This is a genomic window from Phenylobacterium sp., from assembly GCF_016793285.1.
Lineage (GTDB): Bacteria > Pseudomonadota > Alphaproteobacteria > Caulobacterales > Caulobacteraceae > Phenylobacterium.
This window is the reverse complement of record NZ_JAEUMO010000032.1, coordinates 51,267-71,819: the sequence shown is the minus strand read 5'-3', so window position 1 is coordinate 71,819 and position 20,553 is coordinate 51,267. Positions and strand designations below refer to the sequence as shown.

Genomic DNA, 20,553 nt, shown 5'->3' with positions numbered 1-20,553 from the left:
CGCGGCCCGCGCGTGGCCTGCCGCTTGCGATGAGTCCTGCGGCGGAAAATCCGCCTGCCGGCAAAGCCCGGCGTCTCATTCCAGAATGGAAGGACTACCCAATGGCCAATTCGGTCAACACGAATGTTGGCGCGCTCGTTGCGCTCCAGAACCTCAACGCCACCAACGCGGAGCTCTCAACCACTCAGACCAGGATCAACACCGGCAAGAAAGTCGCGTCGGCCAAGGACAATGGCGCTATCTTCGCTATTGCCCAGAACCAACGCGCGACGTCCAACGCCCTGAACTCGGTGATCTCCTCGCTGGAGCGGAACCAGTCGGCCGTTGAAGTCGCGATCTCGGCCGGCGAGACCATTTCCGACGTGCTGGTTCAGCTCAAGGAAAAGGCTCTGGCCGCTCGTGACTCGGGCCTCGACACCGCCAGCCGCACGGCGCTGAACGACGAGTTCAAGTCGCTGCTCGGTCAGATCACCAAGGCGGTCGTCAACGCCGACTTCAACGGTTCCAACCTGATCAAGCAGGCGGGCACCACGGTGAAGGCGATTGCGAACGCCGACGCGACCTCGGTCATCACGGTGCAGGCGCAGACGCTGACCCTGTCGGCTCTGTCGATCAACACCAACACGCTGGGGACCACGGCTGCCGCATCGCTCGCGATTGCGGCCGTCAACGCGGCGATCACCGAAGTGTCGAGCAAGCTGTCGTCGCTCGGCACGGGCGCCAAGGCGCTGAACAACCACCTGAACTTCGTCAAGAAGCTTCAGGACACCATCGACGCCGGGGTGGGCAACCTCGTCGACGCCGACCTGGCGAAGGAAAGTGCGAAACTCCAGGCGCTGCAGACCAAGCAGCAACTCGGGGTCCAGGCGCTCTCGATCGCCAACCAGTCGACGTCGATCCTGCTGGGTCTGTTCCGCTAAGTGTGCGGCCGTCGGGCGGACTTCGGTCCGCCCGACGGGTCCCTTTCGCCAGCCCGGACATTATTGCCGGGTCTGGTCGGCATTTTATGCCCACCGGCCGGTCGCTCGGCAGAATTTGCCGGCCAAAAGCAACCCTAATGCGGGCTTAATTCCATAAATTCAAATTGATAGCCCTCCATGCGGTAACGATTCCGCTGGTCCGAAGCTTGCTGCGTTGCGGGTGGGCAAAACGCCCCCGGCCGTCAGAACGACAGCCGGCCCTTTTGAATGAAGGACCAGCCGATGCCTAATTCGGTGAACACCAATATCGGCGCGCTCGTTGCGCTCCAGAACCTGAACGCCACGAATTCGGAACTGCAGACCGTGCAGTCCCGGATCAACACCGGCAAGAAGGTCGCGTCGGCCAAGGACAATGGCGCCATCTACGCCATCGCCCAGAACCAGCGCGCCAGCTCCAACGCCCTGAACTCGGTCATCTCCTCGCTGGAGCGGAACCAGTCGGCCGTTGAGGTCGCGATTTCGGCCGGCGAGACCATTTCCGACGTGCTGGTCCAGCTCAAGGAAAAGGCTCTGGCCGCCCGTGACTCGGGTCTCGACACCGCCAGCCGCACGGCGCTGAACGATGAGTTCAAGTCGCTCCTCGGTCAGATCACCAAGGCCGTCACGAACGCCGACTTCAACGGCGCCAACCTGATCAAGCAGGCGGGCACCACGGTGAAGGCGATCGCGAACTCCGACGCCACCTCGGTCATCACGGTGCAGGCGCAGACGCTGACCCTGTCGGCTCTGTCGATCAACACCAACACGCTGGGGACCACGGCTGCCGCGTCGCTTGCGATCGCGGCCGTCAACGCCGCGATCACCGAAGTGTCGAGCAAGCTCTCGGCCCTCGGCACCGGCTCCAAGGCGCTGAGCAACCACCTGACCTTCGTCAAGAAGCTTCAGGACACGGTCGACGCCGGGGTGGGCAACCTCGTCGACGCCGACCTGGCCAAGGAAAGCGCCAAGCTCCAGGCACTGCAGACCAAGCAGCAGCTCGGGGTCCAGGCGCTCTCGATCGCCAACCAGTCGTCCTCGATCCTGCTGGGTCTGTTCCGCTAGGCCCGCGCGTCCGCGGAGGCCCTTAGCCTCCGCGGACGACCAATTGCGTCCGGCGGGCGGGGCTTCCCCGTCCGCCGTTCGCCTCAGGAGCGCTGCACTCACGTACAGCGGAAGGAGCAATGGAAACGAAGGCCACGGCCATCGCGCCCGTGCCCGATCCGAAGGCAAACACGGTCCAGCCGACCGCTCCCGTCGACCGCAAGGTCGCCGAAGCGCCGGCGGTCCCCGCCCAGGATCCGGTGTCGCTGCGACTGGTCATCGATTTGGATCAGGCCACCGGCGGTTACGTCTACAAGACGATCAACCGTCTCACCGGCGAAGTCGTCAGCCAGTTGCCCAGGGCCGAGGTCCTGAGGTTGCGGGAAGGCGGGTCCGAGCCGGGCGCGGTCATTCAGACCTCGGCCTGATCGGGAGGCGCGATCCCCCGCGCGCTGCCCTGGGACAGATTGTCCTCACCGCCCCGGACCGGTCCGGCGGCGGCGCGATGCTTTATGCGTGTTAACCATATGAACACCACGGCTTCCTAGCTTGCCTCCACGGCGAAGACGCGAGTCGGCGCCCGATGATCGCTAGGAGAGCGTGATGACGATCAGCGTCCACACGAACAAGGCTGCGCTGACGGCCCTGCAGAACCTGAACAAGACCAACGACGAGCTCGCGACGACTCAGGATCGGGTCAACACCGGCCTGAAGATCGGCAACGCCAAGGACAACGCGGCGATCTGGGCGATCGCGCAGGGCCAGCGGGCCGACATCGGGGCGCTGGGCGCGGTGAGGATCAGCCTCGAGCGGGCCAGCTCGATCGCCGAGGTCTCGCTCTCGGCGGGTGAGACTATCTCCGACCTGCTGGTGCAGTTGAAGGAGAAGGTCGTCTCGGCGATGGACACCTCGCTCGACACCTCGTCGCGGACTGCGCTCAACTCCGACTTCAAGGCGCTGCTGCGCCAGATCACCCAGGTGGTGCAGAACGCGGCCTTCGACGGCGCGAACCTCTTCACCGGCACGGGCGGCAACATCCAGTTCCTGGCCAACGCGGATGCGACGTCGAAGCTGACGCTCAGCACGCGCACCCTGGCGCTGGGCGGCTCGAACATCACGATCACGGCGAACGCCAACATCACAACGGCGACGATCGCGGGCACGGTGCTGGCCAAGCTGGAAGCCTCGATCAGCAACGTGAACCAGTCCCTGGGCAACCTCGGCTCGCAGTTCAAGCAGATCGACGCTCACCTCGACTTCGTCTCCAAGCTCACCGATGTGCTGCAAGCCGGCGTCGGCAACCTGGTGGACGCCGACCTCGCCAAGGAGAGCGCCCGGCTGCAGGCCCTCCAGGTCCAGCAGCAGTTGGGCGCGCAGGCGCTCTCCATCGCCAACTCGGCGCCGCAAATCATCCTGCAGCTCTTCCGCGGCGGCTAACATCCCGCTTCCGTCGGGGCGTAGGAACGGCCCTGGGCGCGGCGCGCGCCCGGGGCTTTTCTTTTGGCCGGAAGTTCGGCCATCTCACTGAAAAACATAGGAGACGTCGTTTCCGGCTGGTCCGCGAGGCAACGTCGTCGGCAGGGGGCCGGGTATGGCGCCCAGTCCTCCATTTTCTCTCGGAAACCGGCCCCCGGTTAACGGGCGGTAAGGGTTGTCCGATCTAGGCTGTCTGCGATGGTGACCGGGATCGACTCCAGTCTGCTGCTGAGCCTGTATCAGTCGCGCGCCAGCCTCACGGCGGCGACGACGGGGTCGTCCGCGCTCGCCACGTCCGGCAAGAAGACCACGCCCAGCGCGCCGTGGAACGCACCGGCCACCGCCACGGCCACCACGACCGCCGCGGTGAAGGCGGCGATGACCGGCCGAAAGTTCGTCAACGAAGGCTCGGCCAGGCTGGACGTCGCCGGCGCCAGCGCCGACTACCGCAAGATATTCGCGCTCTACCAGGGTCTGGCGACGCTGACCGGCGTGGCCGAATCCGCAGGCGCCAAGGGCATCCTGGCGGCCGAGCGCAGCCGGATCGGCCAGGTGTTCGACCGCGGGCTCAGCGAGATCCTCGAGTACGTCGGAGACCTCGACCTCGACCAGCTCCGGGTGATCCAGGGCGAGGTCAGCACCTTCGCCAAACCGGCGCTCGGCGTGCCTAAGGCCAAGACCGAATACACCACCCCGCCGCTGGTCACCGGGACCAGCAACAGCGAGGTCGAGGCGTTCCAGGGGAACGTCCAATTCAACATACAGATCAAGAAGTCCGGAACGACGGTTAATGTGCCGATCGACCTGTCGGGCATGACCGGGACCCGTTCGGTCGCGACGGTCTCGGCCTACATCAACCAGCAGCTCCAGGCGGCCGGGGCCGAGGTCCGCTTCCAGACCCAGCGCATCCCTGGCGGCGACAAGTTCGCCAAGGTCGGCGGCAAGGACGTGAAGGTCGGCACGAACCCCGACCAGTGGGCGCTGAAGGTCAAGACGAGCGTCGGCGAGACGGTGAGCTTCTCCGCGACGACGACGGCGGGCGCGGTCTACGTCGCCCAGGACGCCGGCAATCCGAACCCCGACGGCAAGACCGAGACGGCCGATTCCACCGAGGCCGCCCAGTTCCTCAAGTTCCAGACCGACAACGTGGCGGTCCCGCCGCCGCTGCAGCGGGCCGGGGAGGCCAACTTCGTGGACGGCCGCGTGTTCGGCCAGACGCTCGGCCCGGAGGTGAAGACGGTCCGCGAGACCAAGGTCGGCGCCGACGGCTCAGTCTACATGCTGGCCGACGTGGTCGACAAGGTGGCCGGCCAGGACATCAAGGGCGACCAGGACGTCGCGCTGCTCAAGTACGACTCCTCGGGCCAGCTCGTCTTCGCGCGCACGCTGGGCGCCGCGGAGGAGGCGTCCGGGCTCGGCCTCGCGCTCGCCGCCGACGGCAAGATCGCCGTGGCCGGTTCGGTGAAGGGCGTGCTCTCCGGCGCGACCGAGGGCGCGCTCAATTCGACGGGTGCGTTCGACGGCCTGACCGACAGCTTCGTCACCGTCTACGACGCCGACGGCCAGGAACTGTGGACCCAGCGCCGCGGTGCGCGCCAGGCCGACGAGGCCAGCGAAGTCGCCTTCGGCGCCGACGGCACGGTCTACGTCTCGGGCCGCACCAGCTCGGCGTTGCCGGGCACGACTTCGCTAGGGCAGTCAGACGCCTACCTCGAAGCTTTCAGGCAGAACGTCACGACCGGGAAGGTGGACACCCTGTTCACCACGGCCTTCGGGACCGCCGGCATCGACAAGCCCGCGGGCCTGGTGGTCGACGGGACCTCGGTGGTCACCGCCAGCGTCGAGAGCGGCCGCGGCGTCCTGCGGCGCTACGACGTCTCGGGCGGCACGCCGGTTCTCACGTCCACGCAGGACCTCGGCGACCTCCAGGGCGGCTCCATCACCGGTCTGGCGCTGGACGGGAGCGACATCATCGTCGCCGGCTCGACCAGCAACGCCGGCCTGAACGGCCTGACCGTCACCAACGCCAACGCCGGCGGTACGGACGCCTTCGCCGCGCGCCTCTCGGCCAGCCTCAGCGGGGGCGGCCAGGTGGCCTACTACGGGGGCGCGGGCGAGGACAAAGCCACGTCGCTGGCCGTCTCGGGCGGCCAGGTCTGGATCGCCGGCAGCGCCGGGACCGACCTGCCGGGCAACCCCGCCGCCGTCGGGACCAAGGACGGCTTCCTGGCCAAGCTCGACATCGCCACAGGCGCGGTGGACTGGTCGCGCCGCTTCACCGGCAAGGACGGCCGCGCGACCCCGACCTCGATCGCCGTCGATACGACGGGCGCCAGCGTGCTGGACCGCATCGGCCTGCCCAAGGGCGAGCTGGACCTGACCGACAGTTCGCGCCTGACCGCCGTCTCCAGCCTCCGCGCCGGCGACACCTTCACGATCAAGTCCGGCCTCGGCCGCACCTCGACGGTGACGATCGACGACAAGGACACGCTCGACACCCTGGCCACCAAGATCAAGCGGGCCAGCGGCTTCCAGGCCAAGGTCACGATCGTCACCATCGACGGAAACAAGCGCAGCCTGCGCATCGAACCCACGACCGACCGCGCCACCCTCGAATTCGCGGCCGGCAAGGTCGACCGGGACGCCCTGGCCATGCTCGGCATCCCCGAGGGGATCGTGCGCAAGACCGTCACCGAGAACGGCCAGGTGGTGCCCGCCGACGGCAAGGGCATGATCTATGGCCTGGCGCTGGACGGGAAGCTGAACGTCGAGAAAGAGACCGACCGCAAGTACGCGCTCGCCGAGATCAGCGCCGCCATGACCAAGCTGCGCACCGCCTACCGCGACCTCGTGTCGGCCGCTTCGCCGCAGCGGCAGCAGGCGCAGACCACCAACAACTCGGCCAGCGGCCCCGTGCCGGCCTACCTGACCAACCAGATCTCCAACTATCAGGCCGCCCTGGCGCGGCTCGGCGGCGGCGGCTGACGCGGCGGCGCTTGAAAGCGGGCTCCGGCAGGACTAGCGAGACCGCATGGAGACGCCTCCGGACCGATCCGAGCAGCCCGCGCCGCGCCGCGGCGGCCCGCCTCTCGTCCTGCTGGGCGCGCTGGGCGCCGTGGTGGCGGGCGGCGCGATCGCCTGGGCGCTGCTGAGCGGCGATCACCCCTCGCCGCCGCCGCCGGCGTCGGAGGGCGGCCTCATCATCGACGCCAGCGGCGCGGAGGACGCGGGCCGGATCGACCCCGGAAAGCCGTTGCGCTGCTTCGTGCAGGGCCGGTTCGTGGGCGACCTCAGCCTGACCGACTGCGCCCAGCGCAACGGCGTCGCCACCGACGCCCTCGACGTGGGCGTGGACGAGACCGGCGCGCTCGCCGCCGCCGACCAGACCGCCCAGATGCTGACGCCGCTGCCGTACCCGACGGGCGAGGCGGCCGACGCCGGCGTGGACGGGGCCGGCGACGTCCAGGCGGACCCGCCGCCGGCGGCCGCGCCCGCGGCGCAGACCTGCCAGCGCCACGCCGGCGGCCGCTGGCGCAAGGTGTCGGAGGGCGGCGACCTGAACGCCTGCGTCCAGGCGTTGTTCGCGGGCGCCTGCGAGAAGAGCGGACAGGCGCTCTACGGCCGCTACGGCTCGCAGACCCTGCGGCTCGTCACCGGCCGCGTCGAGATCGCGGACGACAACCGCACCTTCCGGCCACTGGCGCCGCAGGGCGCCGACTGCGCCATTCCGCCGGTGGGCTAAGCCTGATACGCTGATCTTATGTCCGTAAAAATGCTGCTCGCCCTGACCGCCGCGGCCCTCGCCCTCGGCGCCTGCGCCAGGAAGACCACGCCGCCCGGCGACACGGGCGTCTGCTTCCACGTCGTCCCGCAGAAGGACGGCTCGCTGAAGTACAACAAGCTCGTCTCGACCGACTCGCTGGAGAAGTGCGCCGCCAACCTCGAGGCCATGCGCATCAAGTTCCTGACCCTCGGCGGCAGCCAGCAGGAGATCTACGGCGCCTACCAGGCCAACTTCCTGTTCCTGGTGAAGGAGGGCGTCATGACCTCCACCTCGCTGGAGGGGCCGCGCTACGTGGCCCTGGTGCGCACCGGCGACGGCCGCCTGGCGATCCCCGGCGCGATGCCGCAATAGGCCGCCCGCGATTCTGTTGTGGACGGTTCCAGGGGAATCGGAACAAAAAAAGAACATCGCCTTGTTAACGCCGTCCTGGCGCGCTAGCGTGCGCTCTGGGCCGGCGAGCCCGCAAACACGGAAAGCAAGGACAGATCGATGGCGGGCAGCGTCAACAAGGTCATTCTGGTCGGAAATCTCGGGGCGGACCCCGAGATCCGCAGCCTCAACTCCGGCGACCGCGTCGCCAATCTCCGCGTCGCCACCTCCGAGACCTGGCGCGACCGCAGCAGCGGCGAGCGCAAGGAGAAGACCGAGTGGCACCGCGTGGTGATCTTCAACGAGAACATCGTGAAGGTCTGCGAGAACTATCTGCGCAAGGGCTCCACGGTCTACATCGAGGGCGCGCTGCAGACCCGCAAGTACCAGGACAACTCGGGCGCCGAGCGCTACTCGACCGAGATCGTGCTGCAGAAATTCCGCGGCGAGCTCACCATGCTGGGCGGCCGCGGCGAGGGCGGCGGCGCCGAGGACAGCAGCGGCTACGGCGGCGGCGGCTTCTCGTCGGGCCCGCGCAACGGCGGCGGTTCGCGCCCGGTCGAGGACTACTCGGCCAGCCTCGACGACGAAATCCCGTTCTGAATCCCCCGCCCCCCCCAAAGGGCGGAGCGTCTAGAGCCGCGTCCTGAGGCTCCAGAGTTCGGGGAAGCAGCGCCGCTGCAAGGTGCGGGCGAGGTAGCTCGCGCCCTCGGTGCCACCGGTGCCGCGCTTGCCGCCGATGATGCGCTCCACCGTCAGCACGTGCTTGTGCCGCCAGGTCAGGAGCGCGTCGTCCAGGTCCACCAGCTTCTCGGCGAGCTGGTAGAGTTCCCAGTAGCGGGCGGTGTCGCGATAGACCTCGAGCCACGCGTCCTCGACGGCGGCCGAGGGTTCGTAGGGCCGGGTCACGTCGCGCTCCAGCACCTCCGCCGGGACCGGCAACCCCTGCGCCGCCAGCCGCGAGATGGCGTCGTCGTAGAGGCTGGGCTGCGCGAGCGCCGCCTCCAGGGCCGCCCGCGCCTGCGAACCCTCGTCCTGGTAGGCCAGGAACGCCGCGTCCTTCAGTCCCAGCAGGTATTCCAGCGTGCGGAACTGCGCCGACTGGAAGCCGGAACTCGCCCCGAGGCCGTCGCGGAAGCTCAGGTAGTCGGCCGGCGTCATCGTCGCCAGCACGTCCCACGACAGCGTCATGATCGTCTGGATCCGCGAGACCCGCGCGAGCGCCTTGTAGGCCGGCTCCGCCTCGCCCGAGCGGATCAGGCGCTTCGCCAGCCGCACCTCGTGGACGATCTCCTTCAGCCACAGCTCCTTCGTCTGGTGGATGACGATGAACAGCAGCTCGTCGTGGCGCTCGGTGGTCGGATGCTGAGAGGCGAGCAGCGTGTCGAGGCCGAGGTAGCTGGCGTAGGTGACCCGTTCGCTCATTGCGCCGCCTTGTTCTGGGCCTCGATCTCGGCCGGCGAGGGGCAGGTGTCGCCGATCCGCCGCGCCTCGGTCGAGGCCCTTCCGGCGATGTCGAGCCCCAGGAACTCGGTGGCGATCTCGGCGGTCAGGCTGAAGCTGTTCGGCGCGTAGGAGCCGGCGCCCTGCACGGCCACCTTGCGGCCCTTCTTGGAGACGCAGGTCCCCTTCAGCCGGATCTGGCCGCCGGCGAACACCTTCGTCGGATAGGTGCAGGCGTAGTGGCGGTTGGAGGGGCCGGACAGGAACTTGTCCACGTCGGCGGGCGTGATGCAGCGCCGCTCGGTCTTGCTCTGCCGGATGGGCGACAGGAGCCGGTTGGTGGATTCCCAGTAGCCGGGGGTGATCGTGGGCGCCGCGTGGGCCGCGGGCGCGGCCAGGGCCAGGAGGAGGAGGGCGGGGAGGGCTTTCATCGGTCGGGCTCTCGGGCGGTTCCGGGCGCGCAATCTGGCGTGGCGCGGATGAACGGCGGCTTAGCCGCCCAGCGCGGCGGCCTTGGCCGCGCTGTTGTCGATCAACGCGTGGTTCTTCTCCCGGATCGCCTGGCCCTCCTCGTCGTAGAGGAAGGGCAGGAAGGCGTAGCGACGGCCCCGGGTCACCGGCGTCGCCTCGTGCAGGAGGCTGCAGCAGAACACCACCGCGCCGCCCGTCGGGGGCCGATAGGTGCGCGGGCCGAACTCGGGGAAGCGCACGTCGCCGCCCTCGAATTCCTCGGCGTTCAGGTTGATCGAGCAGGCGAACCGCCGGTGCGCGGTGCCCATGGTCTCGTTGTCGCGGTGGGCGCGGAAATATCCGCCTTCCTCGGCGTCGTAGCAGGCGACGAGATAGCGTTCGAGGCGCGTGGCGGAGAACTGCAGGCCGCGGCGGATCGCCGGGATCAGGGTCCGGTCGAGGGTGCGCAGCAGTTCGCTGCGGAACGCCGGCTCCTCGACGGGAACGTCGCGGCGGACCTTCATCGGATCGAGCACGCCCACGGTCTTGCCGTCGATGTCGCGCATCACGCCCGAGCGCAGGCCGCCGCGCGCCTCGTAGTAGTCGATCAGCCGCCGGCAGAGTTCGGGCTCGAACACCCGCGGGACGATCAGCACCGGCGCCACCAGCGGCACGCCCGCATGGGCCCCCAGCGGGGGCAGCGCGGCCGTGCGGTCCAGCACCGCCTGCGGCTGGTCCAGCGGCGCGCGCGCCAGAACCCTGAGCGACGGGTCGAGCAGGAACCAGGCGCCGTCGTCCTCGGTGATCTCGTACCTGCGGCGCACCGCGCCCTCGGCGTCGAAGAACCAGCGCAGGCCGGGAATCCGGTCGGCCGGCGCGCCCTCGCCGAAGGGCGCCGGGATCACGAAGAAGCCGGTCAGGTTGTGGTCGTCGAAACGGCCCCGCACCGCCTCCCAGGCGCCGAGGGCGGCGGCGTGCGCGGCCGGATCGCGCGGCAGGATGGCCAGCACGACGTAGCGGCCCGCCACGGTGCTGAAATGGAACCGTGGGTTGAAGCTGGTGGCCGCCGTGAAGTCCGGCGCGAACTCGCCCACGGAAAGGGGCGGCAGGGCCCAGGTCGTGCTCATGCCGAAGCGGCCTCGCTGGCGGCCACGCGGGCCTGGTAGGCGGCCAGCGTCTCGGCGCTGGCGTCGTCGTAGAAGAACGGCAGGAAGGCGTAGCGGCGGCCGCGGCTGACGCGCAACGCTTCGTGCATCAGCCCGCACGAGAACACCACCGCGCCGCCGCGCGGCGAGCGGTAGGTGGCGGGGCCGAACTCCGGAAACCGCAGCTCCCCGCCGTCGAAGTCGTCGTTGAGGTTGAGCGAGCAGGCGAACTGCCGGTGCGCCGTGGACTGGGTGGTGTTGTCCCGGTGCGCGTGGAAGACGCCGCCGTCGCCGGCGTCGTAGCAGCTCACCAGGAACCGCTCGATGTGGGTCACCCGGAAGCCGAGGGCGAGCTTGATCACCGGGTAGAGCCGGCGTTCCAGGCGGGCCTGGACGGCGTCCTTGAGCTCGCCGTCGGGCAGCCAGATGTCGCGGCGCTTCTTCAGCTCGTCCATGACCGCGACGGTGCGGTCGCCGACGTCGCGCATGACGCCCGTGGGCTCGCCGCCGGTCTCGCGGTGCAGCGCGATCAGCGCGTCGCACAGCTCGGGCTCGAAGATGCGCGGGGCGATCAGCACGGGCGCATGCAGCGGCACGCCCGCGTGCTCGGCGACCGGCGGCAGGGCGGCGAGGCGGGCGAACACCTCGGCCTCCGCCCCGATCGGCCACGTCGCCATGGCCCGCAGCGTCGGGTCGAGCAACAGCCAGTGCGGCTCGGGCCCGTAGCGGTCGCTGATGTTGCCCGGGCCGTCATGCACCCAGCGCAGGCCGCGCATGTCCTTCGCGCCCTGCAGCGCCTTGGGATCGCGCAGGACCACGAACGCCGAAAGCTTGGCGTCGTCGAACAGCGGCTGATTCCGCGACAGCGCGCTCAGCGGCCCGTGCGCCGCCTCCGCCGGGGGGAGGAACAGCATCAGCACATAGCGCCCGCCCGCCGTGTCGAAGACGAACTCCGGCTGCGATGCCGAGGGCGCGATGAAGTACGGGGCCGCCTGGCCGGGCGCGAGCATGGCGCGGAACCTAGTCCGTTCGCCCGGAATGTCACGCGGGGCGCTGGCGCCGCGCCGGGAACCGGCCCGCGCCTGCGACGCTGAGGCAGGGGCAGGAGATGACCCATGAGCACGCCAGACGACCGGTTCGCCCAGAACGCCCGGCGCGTCGCCGACGACGGGCGCGCGATCCAGGACGAGTTGGAGGCGCGTGAAGCCAGGTCGTTCAAGCCGAAGGGCGAGGAGAAGCCGCCGCCGCCGCAGACCGGAGCGCGGCGCTATCCCGTGCCGCCGTTCGACGAGGAGCCGCTGGAGAAGCCAGGCGTCGAGGCTGACCTCGATCTGCAGCCCCTGTGGGACGCGCCCTTCTACAGGGGCTCCGGCAAGCTTGAAGGCAAGGTGGCGCTGGTGACGGGCGGCGACTCCGGGATCGGCCGTTCCGTGGCCGTGCTGTTCGCCCGCGAGGGCGCCGACGTGGCGATCGCCTACCTGGAGGAGGTCGAGGATGCGAAGGCGACGCAGGCCGCCGTCGAGAAGGAGGGCCGCCGCGCCATCCTCATTCCCGGCGACATCGCCGACCCGGACTATGCGACGGCCGCCGTCGCGCGGACGGTGCGGGAACTGGGCGGCCTGGACGTGCTGGTGAACAACGCCGCCTTCCAGGAGCATGCCGAAGCGATCGAGGATCTCACGGACGACCATTTCGACCGCACGCTGAAGACCAACCTCTACGGCCTCTTCAACATGTCGAAGGCGGCGATCCCGCACATGAAGCCGGGCTCGGCGATCATCAACACCGGCTCGGTCACCGGCCTGGAAGGGCAGAAGTCGCTGCTCGACTATTCGCTGACGAAGGGCGGCATCCACGCCTTCACCCGCTCGCTGGCGGGCTCGGTGCTGAAGAAGGGTATCCGCGTGAACGCCGTCGCGCCCGGGCCGGTCTGGACGCCGCTGAACCCGGCCGACAAGCGCGGCAAGGCGCTGGCGCAGTTCGGGGCGAAGACCCCGATGGGCCGACCCGCCCAGCCGGAGGAGATCGCGCCCGCCTTCGTCTTCCTCGCCTCGCCCCAGACCTCCAGCTACATCACCGGTGAAGTCCTGCCGATCATCGGCGGCTACTGAAGCGCCGGTCGACCGCCGCGTCGCATCATGTTGAAGGCCTGTGGCTACCTCTTCTCGACGGTCAGCGTCGTGCTCCTGGGGCTGGTGGCCTGGGACGGCGCCCAGGACGACCCGACCCTGCGGGGCGCGCTGATCGCCGGCATGGCCCTCTCCGTGCTCGGCATGGCCGTCCGCCTCGTCTCGCACCTACGCGGGAAACCCGGCGGCCCCGCCAACCCCAGACCACCCCGCTGAGCTTCACGTTCGACAACTTTGCCCAGCGTGGTTCCAATACCGCAGCTTCGCCGCGTCCAGGCCATCAAGCTTCGCGCGCACACGCGTGTACGCGTGCGTGCGCCTGCGCGAGGTGGCCCCAGGGCCTTCAGGGTGCTAACAGGGACACCTACATAAGCCTCACGATTCGAACGGCGTTTCCCTCCCTTGACCGACGACAGCATCACCCCGCCTCCCGAGCCTGCGCCCGGGGGCATCGCCCCTATCGCCATCGAAGACGAGCTGAAGCGCTCGTACCTCGACTACGCCATGAGCGTGATCGTCAGCCGCGCGCTGCCCGACGTGCGCGACGGGCTCAAGCCCGTGCATCGGCGGATCCTGTTCTCGATGGGCGAGAACAACTACACGCCCGACCGCAGCTACGTGAAATCGGCCCGCCCGGTGGGCGAGGTGATGGGTAAGTACCACCCGCACGGCGACGCGGCGATCTACGACACCCTGGTGCGGATGGCCCAGCCGTTCTCGATGAGCCTGCTGCTCATCGACGGGCAGGGCAACTTCGGCTCGGTCGACAACGATCCGCCGGCGGCCATGCGCTATACCGAGTGCCGGCTCACGCGCGCCTCGATGGCGATCCTCGCCGACCTCGACAAGGACACCGTCGACTTCAAGGACAACTACGACGGCTCCGAGCAGGAGCCGATTGTCCTGCCGTCGCGCATCCCGAACCTCCTGGTGAACGGCGCCGGCGGCATCGCCGTCGGCATGGCCACCAACATCCCGCCGCACAACCTCGGCGAAGTGGTCGACGCCTGCCTGGCCTATGTCGACAACCCCGAGATCGGGCTGGACGAACTGCTCGACATCGTCCCCGGGCCGGACTTCCCCACCGGCGGCCAGATCATCGGCCGCACCGGCGCGCGCCAGGCCCTGATGACCGGCCGCGGCTCGGTGATCATGCGCGGCGAGGCCACCGTCGAGGAGATCCGCAAGGAGCGCGAGGCGATCATCATCACCTCGACCCCGTACCAGTTGAACAAGGCCGCGCTGGTCGAGCGCATCGCCGAGCTGGTTCGTGAGAAGCGCGTCGAGGGCGTGTCCGACCTGCGCGACGAGAGCGACCGCCAGGGCATGCGCATCGTCATCGAGATGAAGCGCGACGCCTCGCCCGATGTCCTGCTGAACCAGCTCTACCGCTTCACGCCGCTGCAGACCTCGTTCGGGGTCAACATGCTGGCGCTGAACCGCGGCCGGCCCGAGCAGATGGGCCTGAAGGACATGATCACGGCCTTCGTGGACTTCCGCGAAGAGGTCGTCGTCCGCCGGATCAAGTTCGAGCTGAACAAGGCCCGAGACCGCGGCCACGTCTTGGTGGGCCTCGCCATCGCGGTGGCTAACATCGACGAGTTCATCCACATCATCCGCTCGTCGAAGGACCCGACCGAGGCGCGCGAACGCCTGATCGCCAAGGCCTGGCCGACCGGCGACATGATGCCCCTGGTCGAGCTGATCGCAGACCCGCGCACCGTGCTGGTCGAGGGCGCCCTGATCCGGCTGACCGACGAGCAGGCCCGCGCCATCCTGGCCCTGACCCTGTCGCGCCTCACCGGCCTCGGCCGCGAGGAAATCTTCGGCGAGGCAGGCGACCTGGCCGACGTGATCAAGGGCCACCTCGAGATCCTCGGCTCGCGCGAGCGCGTCATGGCGATCGTCCGCGAGGAACTGGTCGAGGTGAAGGCGCAGTTCGCCGTTCCGCGCCGCACCGAGATCGTCGACGGCGACGCCGACGTCGAGGACGAGGATCTGATCGCGCGCGAGGACATGGTCATCACCGTGACCCACGCCGGCTATGTGAAGCGCACGCCGCTGGCGATCTACCGGACCCAGCACCGGGGCGGGAAGGGCCGCTCGGGCATGGCGACCAAGGACGAGGACGCCGTCACCCGCGTGTTCTCGGCCAACACCCACACGCCGATGCTGTTCTTCTCGTCCGGGGGAAAGGCGTTCCAGCTCAAGGTGTGGCGCCTGCCGGTGGGCACGGCGACCGGCCGCGGCAAGGCGTGGGTCAACCTGCTGCCCATCGAGCCCGGCGAAAGCATCACCTCGATCCTGCCGCTGCCCGAGGACGAGGCCACCTGGGACCAGTTCGACGTGATGTTCGCCACCCGTTCGGGCGGCGTCCGGCGCAACAAGCTCTCGGACTTCATCGGCATCAAGCGCAACGGCAAGATCGCCATGAAGCTCGACGAGGGCGACGCGATCATCGGCGTCGGGGTCTGCAACGCCGAGCAGAACGACATCCTGCTGACCACGGCGCTGGGCCGCTGCATCCGCTTCGCAACGGAGGAGGTGCGCGTGTTCGCGGGCCGTGACTCCACCGGCGTGCGCGGCATCCGCCTGGCCGAGGGTGACAGCGTCATCTCCATGGCGATCCTGCGCTCGGTCGCGGCCACCGCCGACGAGCGCGCCGCCTACGTCAGGCACGCCAACGCCATGCGCCGGGCGGTCAGCGGCGAGGGCGAAGACGTCGACGATGCGGCGACCGCGGACGACGAGGAAGAAGCCGTCGCCGACGCGGCGCTCTCGCCCGAACGCATCGCCGAGCTCGGCGCCGCCGAGGAGATCCTGCTCACGGTCTCGACCGAGGGCTACGGCAAGCGCACGTCGGCCTACGAGTTCCGGCGCACGGGTCGCGGCGGCCAGGGCCTGCTGGCGCAGGACCTCACCAAGCGCGGCGGCCGGCTCGCGGCCTCGTTCCCGGTGGACGAGACCGACCAGATCCTCCTGGTGACCGACCAGGGCCAGCTCATCCGCACCCCGGTCCGTCAGGTCCGCATGGTCGGCCGCAACACCTCGGGCGTGATCATCTTCCGCACCAGCGCCGAGGAGCACGTGGTCTCCGTCGAACGCCTCGCCGACACCGGCGAGGACGAAGAGACGGGCGTCGAGGCCGGGCCCGAGGGCGGCCCCGACGAGGCGGGCGGCGGCGAGGGCAACGACGCCTAACGCGCGTCGAGCGCCGCCTCGACCTCATCGGCGACGGCGCTCCAGCCTCCGGCCTCGGTCTGGCGGAACAGCCGCATCGAGTCGTACCAGGGGCTGTCGGCGCGGCCCTTCAGCCAGCGCCAGTCGAGGCCCTGGCGGGGCAGGAGCGTCCAGCAGGGCTTGCCCATCGCGCCCGCCAGGTGCGCCACGGCGGTGTCCACGCTGACCACGAGATCGAGGCCCTCGACGATCGCCGCGGTGTCGGCGAAGTCGCCGGCCCCGGTATCCTCGGGCTGCAGGCTGACCAGCCCGCGGTCCAGTAGCCGCCGGGCCCGCGCCTCCGGCAGCGCCTTCGCCGCGGCGTTGAAGCCGGTCGCGCTGGTCCGCCACATCAGCCCGACCCCGCGGCGGCCGGCCCAGCGCCCCAGGCGGTCGGCAGGCGCCCGCAGGTAGGGCGCGCCGGAAAGGGTCTCCAGCGTCACGCCCAGGCGGTAGGGCAGGGACGCGTAGCGCGACCAGTAGTCGTGGGGCGCCACCCGCACGGTCTCGCCCAGCGCGACCGGGACCACCGCGTCCGCCGCCGGCATCGCGGCCAGCAGGGCGGCGAGCGCGGGCCGCGCCGCCAGCGTCACCCGCGCGCCCAGCGCCGCGAGCTGGCCGGCGAAGCGTGCGAACATGATCTGGTCGCCGAAGCCCTGCTCGACCCAGACCAGGATCGACTTGCCCGCGAGCGGCTGTCCGGTCCACTCGGGGATGCCGAGGTTCACGGGCGCCGCCGCCTCGGGATGCAGCCCCGCGCGAGCCTCCATCCAGGGCCATCCCTCGGCATAGCGGCCATCCGCCAGCAGCGCCGCGCCGAGCCGCAGGCCGGCCGCCTGGACGCCCGTGTGGCCGGGGCGCTGCCCCGCGGCGTTCGACAGCGCGGCCTGCGCCGCGTCGAGCTCGCCCAGCCGCAGGTGGCAGTCGCAGATGTTGCAGGCGAGATTGGCCGTCAGCACCTGACGCGAGAGCGCCAGATAGCCCTCCAGCGCCTCGCGGAACCGTCCCGCCGCCTGCAGCGACAGCGCCTGCGCGAACCGCTGTTCAAGGTCGCTCATGGGGCCGGCCATACCACCCGCCGGAGCGTCGCCGCCACCCGCGACGCAAACTTTGCCCTTGCCAGATCGCTGCACTGCGGCGAAAGGGCGAAGGTCGTGTTGGGGGACCTCTAAGCGCATGACCCGCGTCGGCTTCTATCCGGGCACCTTCGATCCCATCCACAACGGCCACCTCGACATCATGGGGCGGGCCGCGAAGCTGGTGGACCGCCTCGTCATCGGCGTGGCGATCAACGCCGGCAAGGGGCCGCTGTTCTCGCTCGAGGAACGGGTCGACATCGTGGAGCAGGCCGTGGCGCCGCTGCGCGCCAAGACCGAGATCGTCGTCCAGCCCTACGAGGGCCTGACGATGCACTTCGCCCGCGAGCTGGGCGCCAGCGTCATCGTCCGCGGCCTGCGCGCCGTGGCCGACTTCGAGTTCGAGTTCCAGATGACCGCGATGAACCAGCAGCTCGACCGCGAGATCGAGACGGTGTTCTTCATGGCCGACCCGCGGCACCTGGCCATCGCCTCGAAGCTGGTGAAGGAGATCGCCCAGCTCGGCGGCGAGATCGACAAGTTCGTCAGCCCTGCGGTCAGGGACCGGTTGCTGGAGAAGGTGGGCCGGGCCTAGCCGCCGCCCCAATCGGCAGCTACGAGAGCGGCTATGAAGTTCGTGACCCTCGCCTCGGCCGCCGCACTGGCGCTGGCCCTGGCATCGCCCGCCACAGCGCAGAAGCGGCCCGCGGCTCCAGCCCCGGCGGCGGCGAAGCCGGGCGGTCCGACCGCGGCCGACTGGCGCACGCCCGATCCCGACGACATCCTGGTGATCGACACCAACAAGGGCCGGATCATCGTCGAGCTGGTTCCGGAGGTCGCGCCGCTGTTCACGGCCCGCGTGCGCGAGCTGGCCAAGGAGCACTTCTACGACGGGCACACCTTCTTCCGGGTGATCGAGGACTTCATGGACCAGACCGGCGACCCGGAGAACCGCGGCACCGGCGGGTCTTCGAAGCCGGAACTGAAGGCCGAGTTCCTGTTCCGCCGGGGCGCCGATCTGCCCTTCGCGATGGCGCAGGACCAGAGCGTCGCCGAGGTGGGCTTCATCAAGTCGGTTCCGGTCTCGACCCAGTCGATGATGCTGGCGCCCATGACCCGCGACGGGAAGGTCAACGGCTACGTCCTCTACTGCCCGGGCGTCGCGGGCGCGGCGCGGGGCGAGGACGAGAACAGCGCCAACAGCCAGTTCTTCCTGATGCGCGCCGCCTTCCCGAAGCTGGAGCGCCGCTATACCGCCTTTGGCCGGGTGATCTCGGGCCAGGACGTCGTCACCTCGATCAAGGTGGGCGAGCCGGTGCCCGATCCGCAGGACCGCATGGAACGGGTGCGTATCCTGAGCGACATTCCCGAGAACGAACGGCCGAAGATCCGCGTGATCAATCCGGCCGGCGCCTGGTTCAAGGCCGAGATCGCGCGGGCCATCGCGGCCGGCGGCGCGAACTTCACGGCCTGTGACGTGAACATCCCAGCCGAGGTGAAATGATGGACGCCGAAAACACCCTGATCATGGAGCTGGAAGGCGGCCCCGTGACGATCAAGCTCCGCCCAGACCTGGCGCCGAAGCATGTCGAGCGCATCAAGGAGCTGGCGCGCGAAGGCTTCTACGACGGCGTGGTCTTCCACCGCGTGATCCAGAACTTCATGGCCCAGGGCGGCGACCCGACCGGCTCGGGCATGGGCGGCTCGGACAAGCCGAACCTGCCGGCGGAATTCTCGACGCAGCCGCACGTGAAGGGCGCCTGCTCGATGGCGCGCACCGCCAACCCGAACTCGGCCAACAGCCAGTTCTTCATCTGCAACGCCGACGCCCGCTTCCTGGACGGCCAATACACCGTCTGGGGCGAGGTGACCGACGGCATGGAGCACGTCGATGCGCTGCCGGTCGGCGAGCCGCCGCGCGCGCCCGGCAAGATCATCTCGATGAAGGTGGCCACCGACGCGTGATCCCGCAGCTCGAGCGGGCCTACGACGAACCTCACCGGCGCTACCACACGCGCCGGCACATCGACGACTGCCTCACCAGGCTGGCGGCCTGGCCGGATCTCACCGGGCGTGAGGTCCGCCTGCTGACGTGGGCGATCTGGTGGCACGATGCGGTCTACGACCCGAAGGCGGCGGACAACGAAGCCCGCAGCGCCGATCTCGCCCGCGCCGACCTGCCGAGGTTGGGCGCGGCGCCGGCCGACGTGGAAGAGGTGGTCCGGCTGATCCTGCTGACGGCCGGCCATCATGTGCCCGCAGGCGACAGGCTGGGGGCGGTGCTGGTCTCGATCGACCTGTCGATCCTGGCCGCCGACCCAGCGGCCTACGACGCCTATGCGCAGGCCGTGCGGGCCGAATACGCCCACGTTCCGCAGGACGCCTGGCGGCGGGGACGCGCGGCGGTGCTGCGGAGGTTCCTGGACGCGCCGGCGATCTTCGCCGACCCGGGCTTCGCGGCGGCCCACGAGGCCGATGCGCGCGCCAACCTGGCGCGGGAGCTCGCGTCGCTGCGGTCGCTCAGCGTTCCGGGACAGGCGCCAGGGTGACGATCAGCGGGTAGTGGTCGGACCCCAGCCACGGGCCGCGCTCGACCTTCACGGTGGCCCAGCCGGGGCCGGCGTAGACGTGGTCGATCGGCGCGAAGGGCAAGGGCCAGCGCACGCCGAGCACCTCGGCGGGCCAGGTGGCGACGGCGCGGTCGCGGCGGACGAGGCCGAGGCTTCGGTCCAGGCGATGCATCTCGCGCGACCAGCCCGCGGCATTGAAGTCGCCGGCCAGGATCATGCGCTCGCGCGGGAGCTGGCCCACCACCTCTTCGAGGCGCGACAATTCGGCCCCGACCGTGCGTCGGGTGGGCCAGCCGACGTGCGTGGTCAGCGCCTCGGCCGGGCCCGACGTGGTCGCATAGGTGGCGTTGACGAAGGTGAGCGCGCCCGCCCGCCGTGGCGGGCGGTTCATCGTCAGATACCGCTCACGCGTGAAGATCATCTGCGTGCCGCCGGCCCCGGCGGTCTTCCAGCCGGCGCGTCGCAGCGCGTCGCGCAGGTCTGCCCGGGCCTCTGCGACCATCACGAAGTCGGGTTGTTGGGCGATAAGCCACCGGGCGACGCGGTCCACGTCGGCGTTGGTCCTGAGCGCGTTGACCTGGATGACTTTGACCTGTCCCGGGGCGTCGGGCGGCGCGGCCGGGCCGGTGTCGCGGCGCAGTTCGGGGAGGATCAGCGCCACGCTCGCCACGACGGCCAGCAGCGCGACGGCCGCGACGGGCCCGCGGCCGGCCAGCGCCGTCCACGCCAGGCCGACCACCCCGATGACGCCGTAGACCGGCGCGAGGTGGGTCAGGACGTCGAGCGCAGGGACCTGACCGGCCAGCAGCCCGCCGCCCGCCGCCAGCGCCGCCGCCGCGACCAGCCCGGTGAAGACCGCATTCACGCCTCCGACGAACCGCCGCAATGGTGT

At 69.8% G+C, this 20,553-nt stretch carries 21 protein-coding genes; 15 read left to right on the top strand and 6 right to left on the bottom strand.

The window, feature by feature from the left end; translation table 11 throughout:
* Window positions 1-101 precede the first annotated feature (101 nt).
* The 8 genes from JNL41_RS04110 to ssb all read left to right on the top strand — a co-directional run bounded on the left by JNL41_RS04110 (window position 102) and on the right by ssb (window position 8,232).
* A complete protein-coding gene (locus JNL41_RS04110; RefSeq protein ID WP_293473003.1) occupies window positions 102-920 on the top strand; it encodes a flagellin in 819 nt (272 codons plus the stop codon).
* A gap of 282 nt (window positions 921-1,202) precedes the next feature.
* Complete coding sequence (locus tag JNL41_RS04105; RefSeq protein WP_293473002.1) at window positions 1,203-2,021, top strand: flagellin; 819 nt, start codon at window positions 1,203-1,205, stop codon at window positions 2,019-2,021.
* A 119-nt stretch (window positions 2,022-2,140) separates the two neighbouring features.
* Window positions 2,141-2,428 (top strand): hypothetical protein, encoded by a 288-nt coding sequence (locus tag JNL41_RS04100; RefSeq protein WP_293473001.1) that lies wholly within the window; start codon window positions 2,141-2,143, stop codon window positions 2,426-2,428.
* Between the two features lie 175 nt (window positions 2,429-2,603).
* Window positions 2,604-3,437, top strand: coding sequence for a flagellin (locus JNL41_RS04095; RefSeq protein WP_293473000.1), 834 nt, complete (start codon window positions 2,604-2,606; stop codon window positions 3,435-3,437).
* A 237-nt stretch (window positions 3,438-3,674) separates the two neighbouring features.
* Window positions 3,675-6,461, top strand: a complete 2,787-nt coding sequence (locus JNL41_RS04090) for a hypothetical protein (RefSeq protein ID WP_293472999.1) — start codon at window positions 3,675-3,677, stop codon at window positions 6,459-6,461.
* Between the two features lie 46 nt (window positions 6,462-6,507).
* Window positions 6,508-7,218, top strand: coding sequence for a hypothetical protein (locus JNL41_RS04085; protein WP_293472998.1), 711 nt, complete (start codon window positions 6,508-6,510; stop codon window positions 7,216-7,218).
* Between the two features lie 30 nt (window positions 7,219-7,248).
* The gene (locus JNL41_RS04080) at window positions 7,249-7,611 is read left to right on the top strand and encodes a hypothetical protein (RefSeq protein ID WP_293472997.1); all 363 of its coding nucleotides are present in this window, start codon (window positions 7,249-7,251) and stop codon (window positions 7,609-7,611) included.
* Between the two features lie 138 nt (window positions 7,612-7,749).
* Complete coding sequence (ssb, locus tag JNL41_RS04075; RefSeq protein ID WP_293472996.1) at window positions 7,750-8,232, top strand: single-stranded DNA-binding protein; 483 nt, start codon at window positions 7,750-7,752, stop codon at window positions 8,230-8,232.
* A gap of 30 nt (window positions 8,233-8,262) precedes the next feature.
* On the opposite strand, the gene JNL41_RS04070 is transcribed toward ssb, so the two are convergent.
* From JNL41_RS04070 to JNL41_RS04055, 4 genes are read right to left on the bottom strand one after another with little or no spacing between them, the layout of a single operon-like run.
* The gene (locus tag JNL41_RS04070) at window positions 8,263-9,054 is read right to left on the bottom strand and encodes a tryptophan 2,3-dioxygenase (protein ID WP_293472995.1); all 792 of its coding nucleotides are present in this window, start codon (window positions 9,052-9,054) and stop codon (window positions 8,263-8,265) included.
* Window positions 9,051-9,503, bottom strand: coding sequence for a DUF3617 family protein (locus tag JNL41_RS04065; RefSeq protein WP_293472994.1), 453 nt, complete (start codon window positions 9,501-9,503; stop codon window positions 9,051-9,053). The genes JNL41_RS04070 and JNL41_RS04065 overlap by 4 nt, the downstream gene beginning before the upstream one ends.
* A gap of 60 nt (window positions 9,504-9,563) precedes the next feature.
* Window positions 9,564-10,649: a 2OG-Fe(II) oxygenase gene (locus JNL41_RS04060; protein WP_293472993.1), complete on the bottom strand. Its 1,086-nt coding sequence runs from the start codon at window positions 10,647-10,649 to the stop codon at window positions 9,564-9,566.
* Complete coding sequence (locus JNL41_RS04055; RefSeq protein WP_293472992.1) at window positions 10,646-11,677, bottom strand: 2OG-Fe(II) oxygenase; 1,032 nt, start codon at window positions 11,675-11,677, stop codon at window positions 10,646-10,648. The genes JNL41_RS04060 and JNL41_RS04055 overlap by 4 nt, the downstream gene beginning before the upstream one ends.
* 105 nt (window positions 11,678-11,782) lie before the next feature.
* Between JNL41_RS04055 and JNL41_RS04050 the strand changes: the two genes are divergently transcribed.
* The 3 genes from JNL41_RS04050 to gyrA all read left to right on the top strand — a co-directional run bounded on the left by JNL41_RS04050 (window position 11,783) and on the right by gyrA (window position 15,997).
* Window positions 11,783-12,778, top strand: coding sequence for an SDR family oxidoreductase (locus tag JNL41_RS04050; protein ID WP_293472991.1), 996 nt, complete (start codon window positions 11,783-11,785; stop codon window positions 12,776-12,778).
* A 27-nt stretch (window positions 12,779-12,805) separates the two neighbouring features.
* The gene (locus JNL41_RS04045; RefSeq protein WP_293472990.1) at window positions 12,806-13,012 is read left to right on the top strand and encodes a hypothetical protein; all 207 of its coding nucleotides are present in this window, start codon (window positions 12,806-12,808) and stop codon (window positions 13,010-13,012) included.
* Between the two features lie 186 nt (window positions 13,013-13,198).
* Entirely contained in the window at window positions 13,199-15,997 is a 2,799-nt protein-coding gene (gene gyrA, locus JNL41_RS04040) for a DNA gyrase subunit A (protein WP_293472989.1), read from the top strand.
* Here the strand turns inward: gyrA and JNL41_RS04035 are convergent.
* Window positions 15,994-17,073 (bottom strand): glycosyltransferase family 9 protein, encoded by a 1,080-nt coding sequence (locus tag JNL41_RS04035; protein WP_293472988.1) that lies wholly within the window; start codon window positions 17,071-17,073, stop codon window positions 15,994-15,996. The genes gyrA and JNL41_RS04035 overlap by 4 nt on opposite strands.
* 118 nt (window positions 17,074-17,191) lie before the next feature.
* Between JNL41_RS04035 and coaD the strand changes: the two genes are divergently transcribed.
* From coaD to JNL41_RS04015, 4 genes are read left to right on the top strand one after another with little or no spacing between them, the layout of a single operon-like run.
* Window positions 17,192-17,686, top strand: a complete 495-nt coding sequence (gene coaD / locus JNL41_RS04030) for a pantetheine-phosphate adenylyltransferase (protein ID WP_293472987.1) — start codon at window positions 17,192-17,194, stop codon at window positions 17,684-17,686.
* Window positions 17,687-17,719: 33 nt separating this feature from the next.
* Window positions 17,720-18,595: a peptidylprolyl isomerase gene (locus tag JNL41_RS04025; protein WP_293472986.1), complete on the top strand. Its 876-nt coding sequence runs from the start codon at window positions 17,720-17,722 to the stop codon at window positions 18,593-18,595.
* Window positions 18,592-19,056 carry a peptidylprolyl isomerase gene (locus JNL41_RS04020; protein WP_293472985.1) on the top strand — a complete coding sequence of 155 codons (465 nt, stop codon included), beginning with the start codon at window positions 18,592-18,594 and terminating at the stop codon, window positions 19,054-19,056. Before JNL41_RS04025 ends, JNL41_RS04020 begins: the two co-directional genes overlap by 4 nt.
* Window positions 19,053-19,640, top strand: a complete 588-nt coding sequence (locus tag JNL41_RS04015; RefSeq protein WP_293472984.1) for a phosphohydrolase — start codon at window positions 19,053-19,055, stop codon at window positions 19,638-19,640. Before JNL41_RS04020 ends, JNL41_RS04015 begins: the two co-directional genes overlap by 4 nt.
* On the opposite strand, the gene JNL41_RS04010 is transcribed toward JNL41_RS04015, so the two are convergent.
* Window positions 19,612-20,547 (bottom strand): endonuclease/exonuclease/phosphatase family protein, encoded by a 936-nt coding sequence (locus JNL41_RS04010; protein ID WP_293472983.1) that lies wholly within the window; start codon window positions 20,545-20,547, stop codon window positions 19,612-19,614. The genes JNL41_RS04015 and JNL41_RS04010 overlap by 29 nt on opposite strands.
* Between the last annotated feature and the right edge of the window lie 6 nt (window positions 20,548-20,553).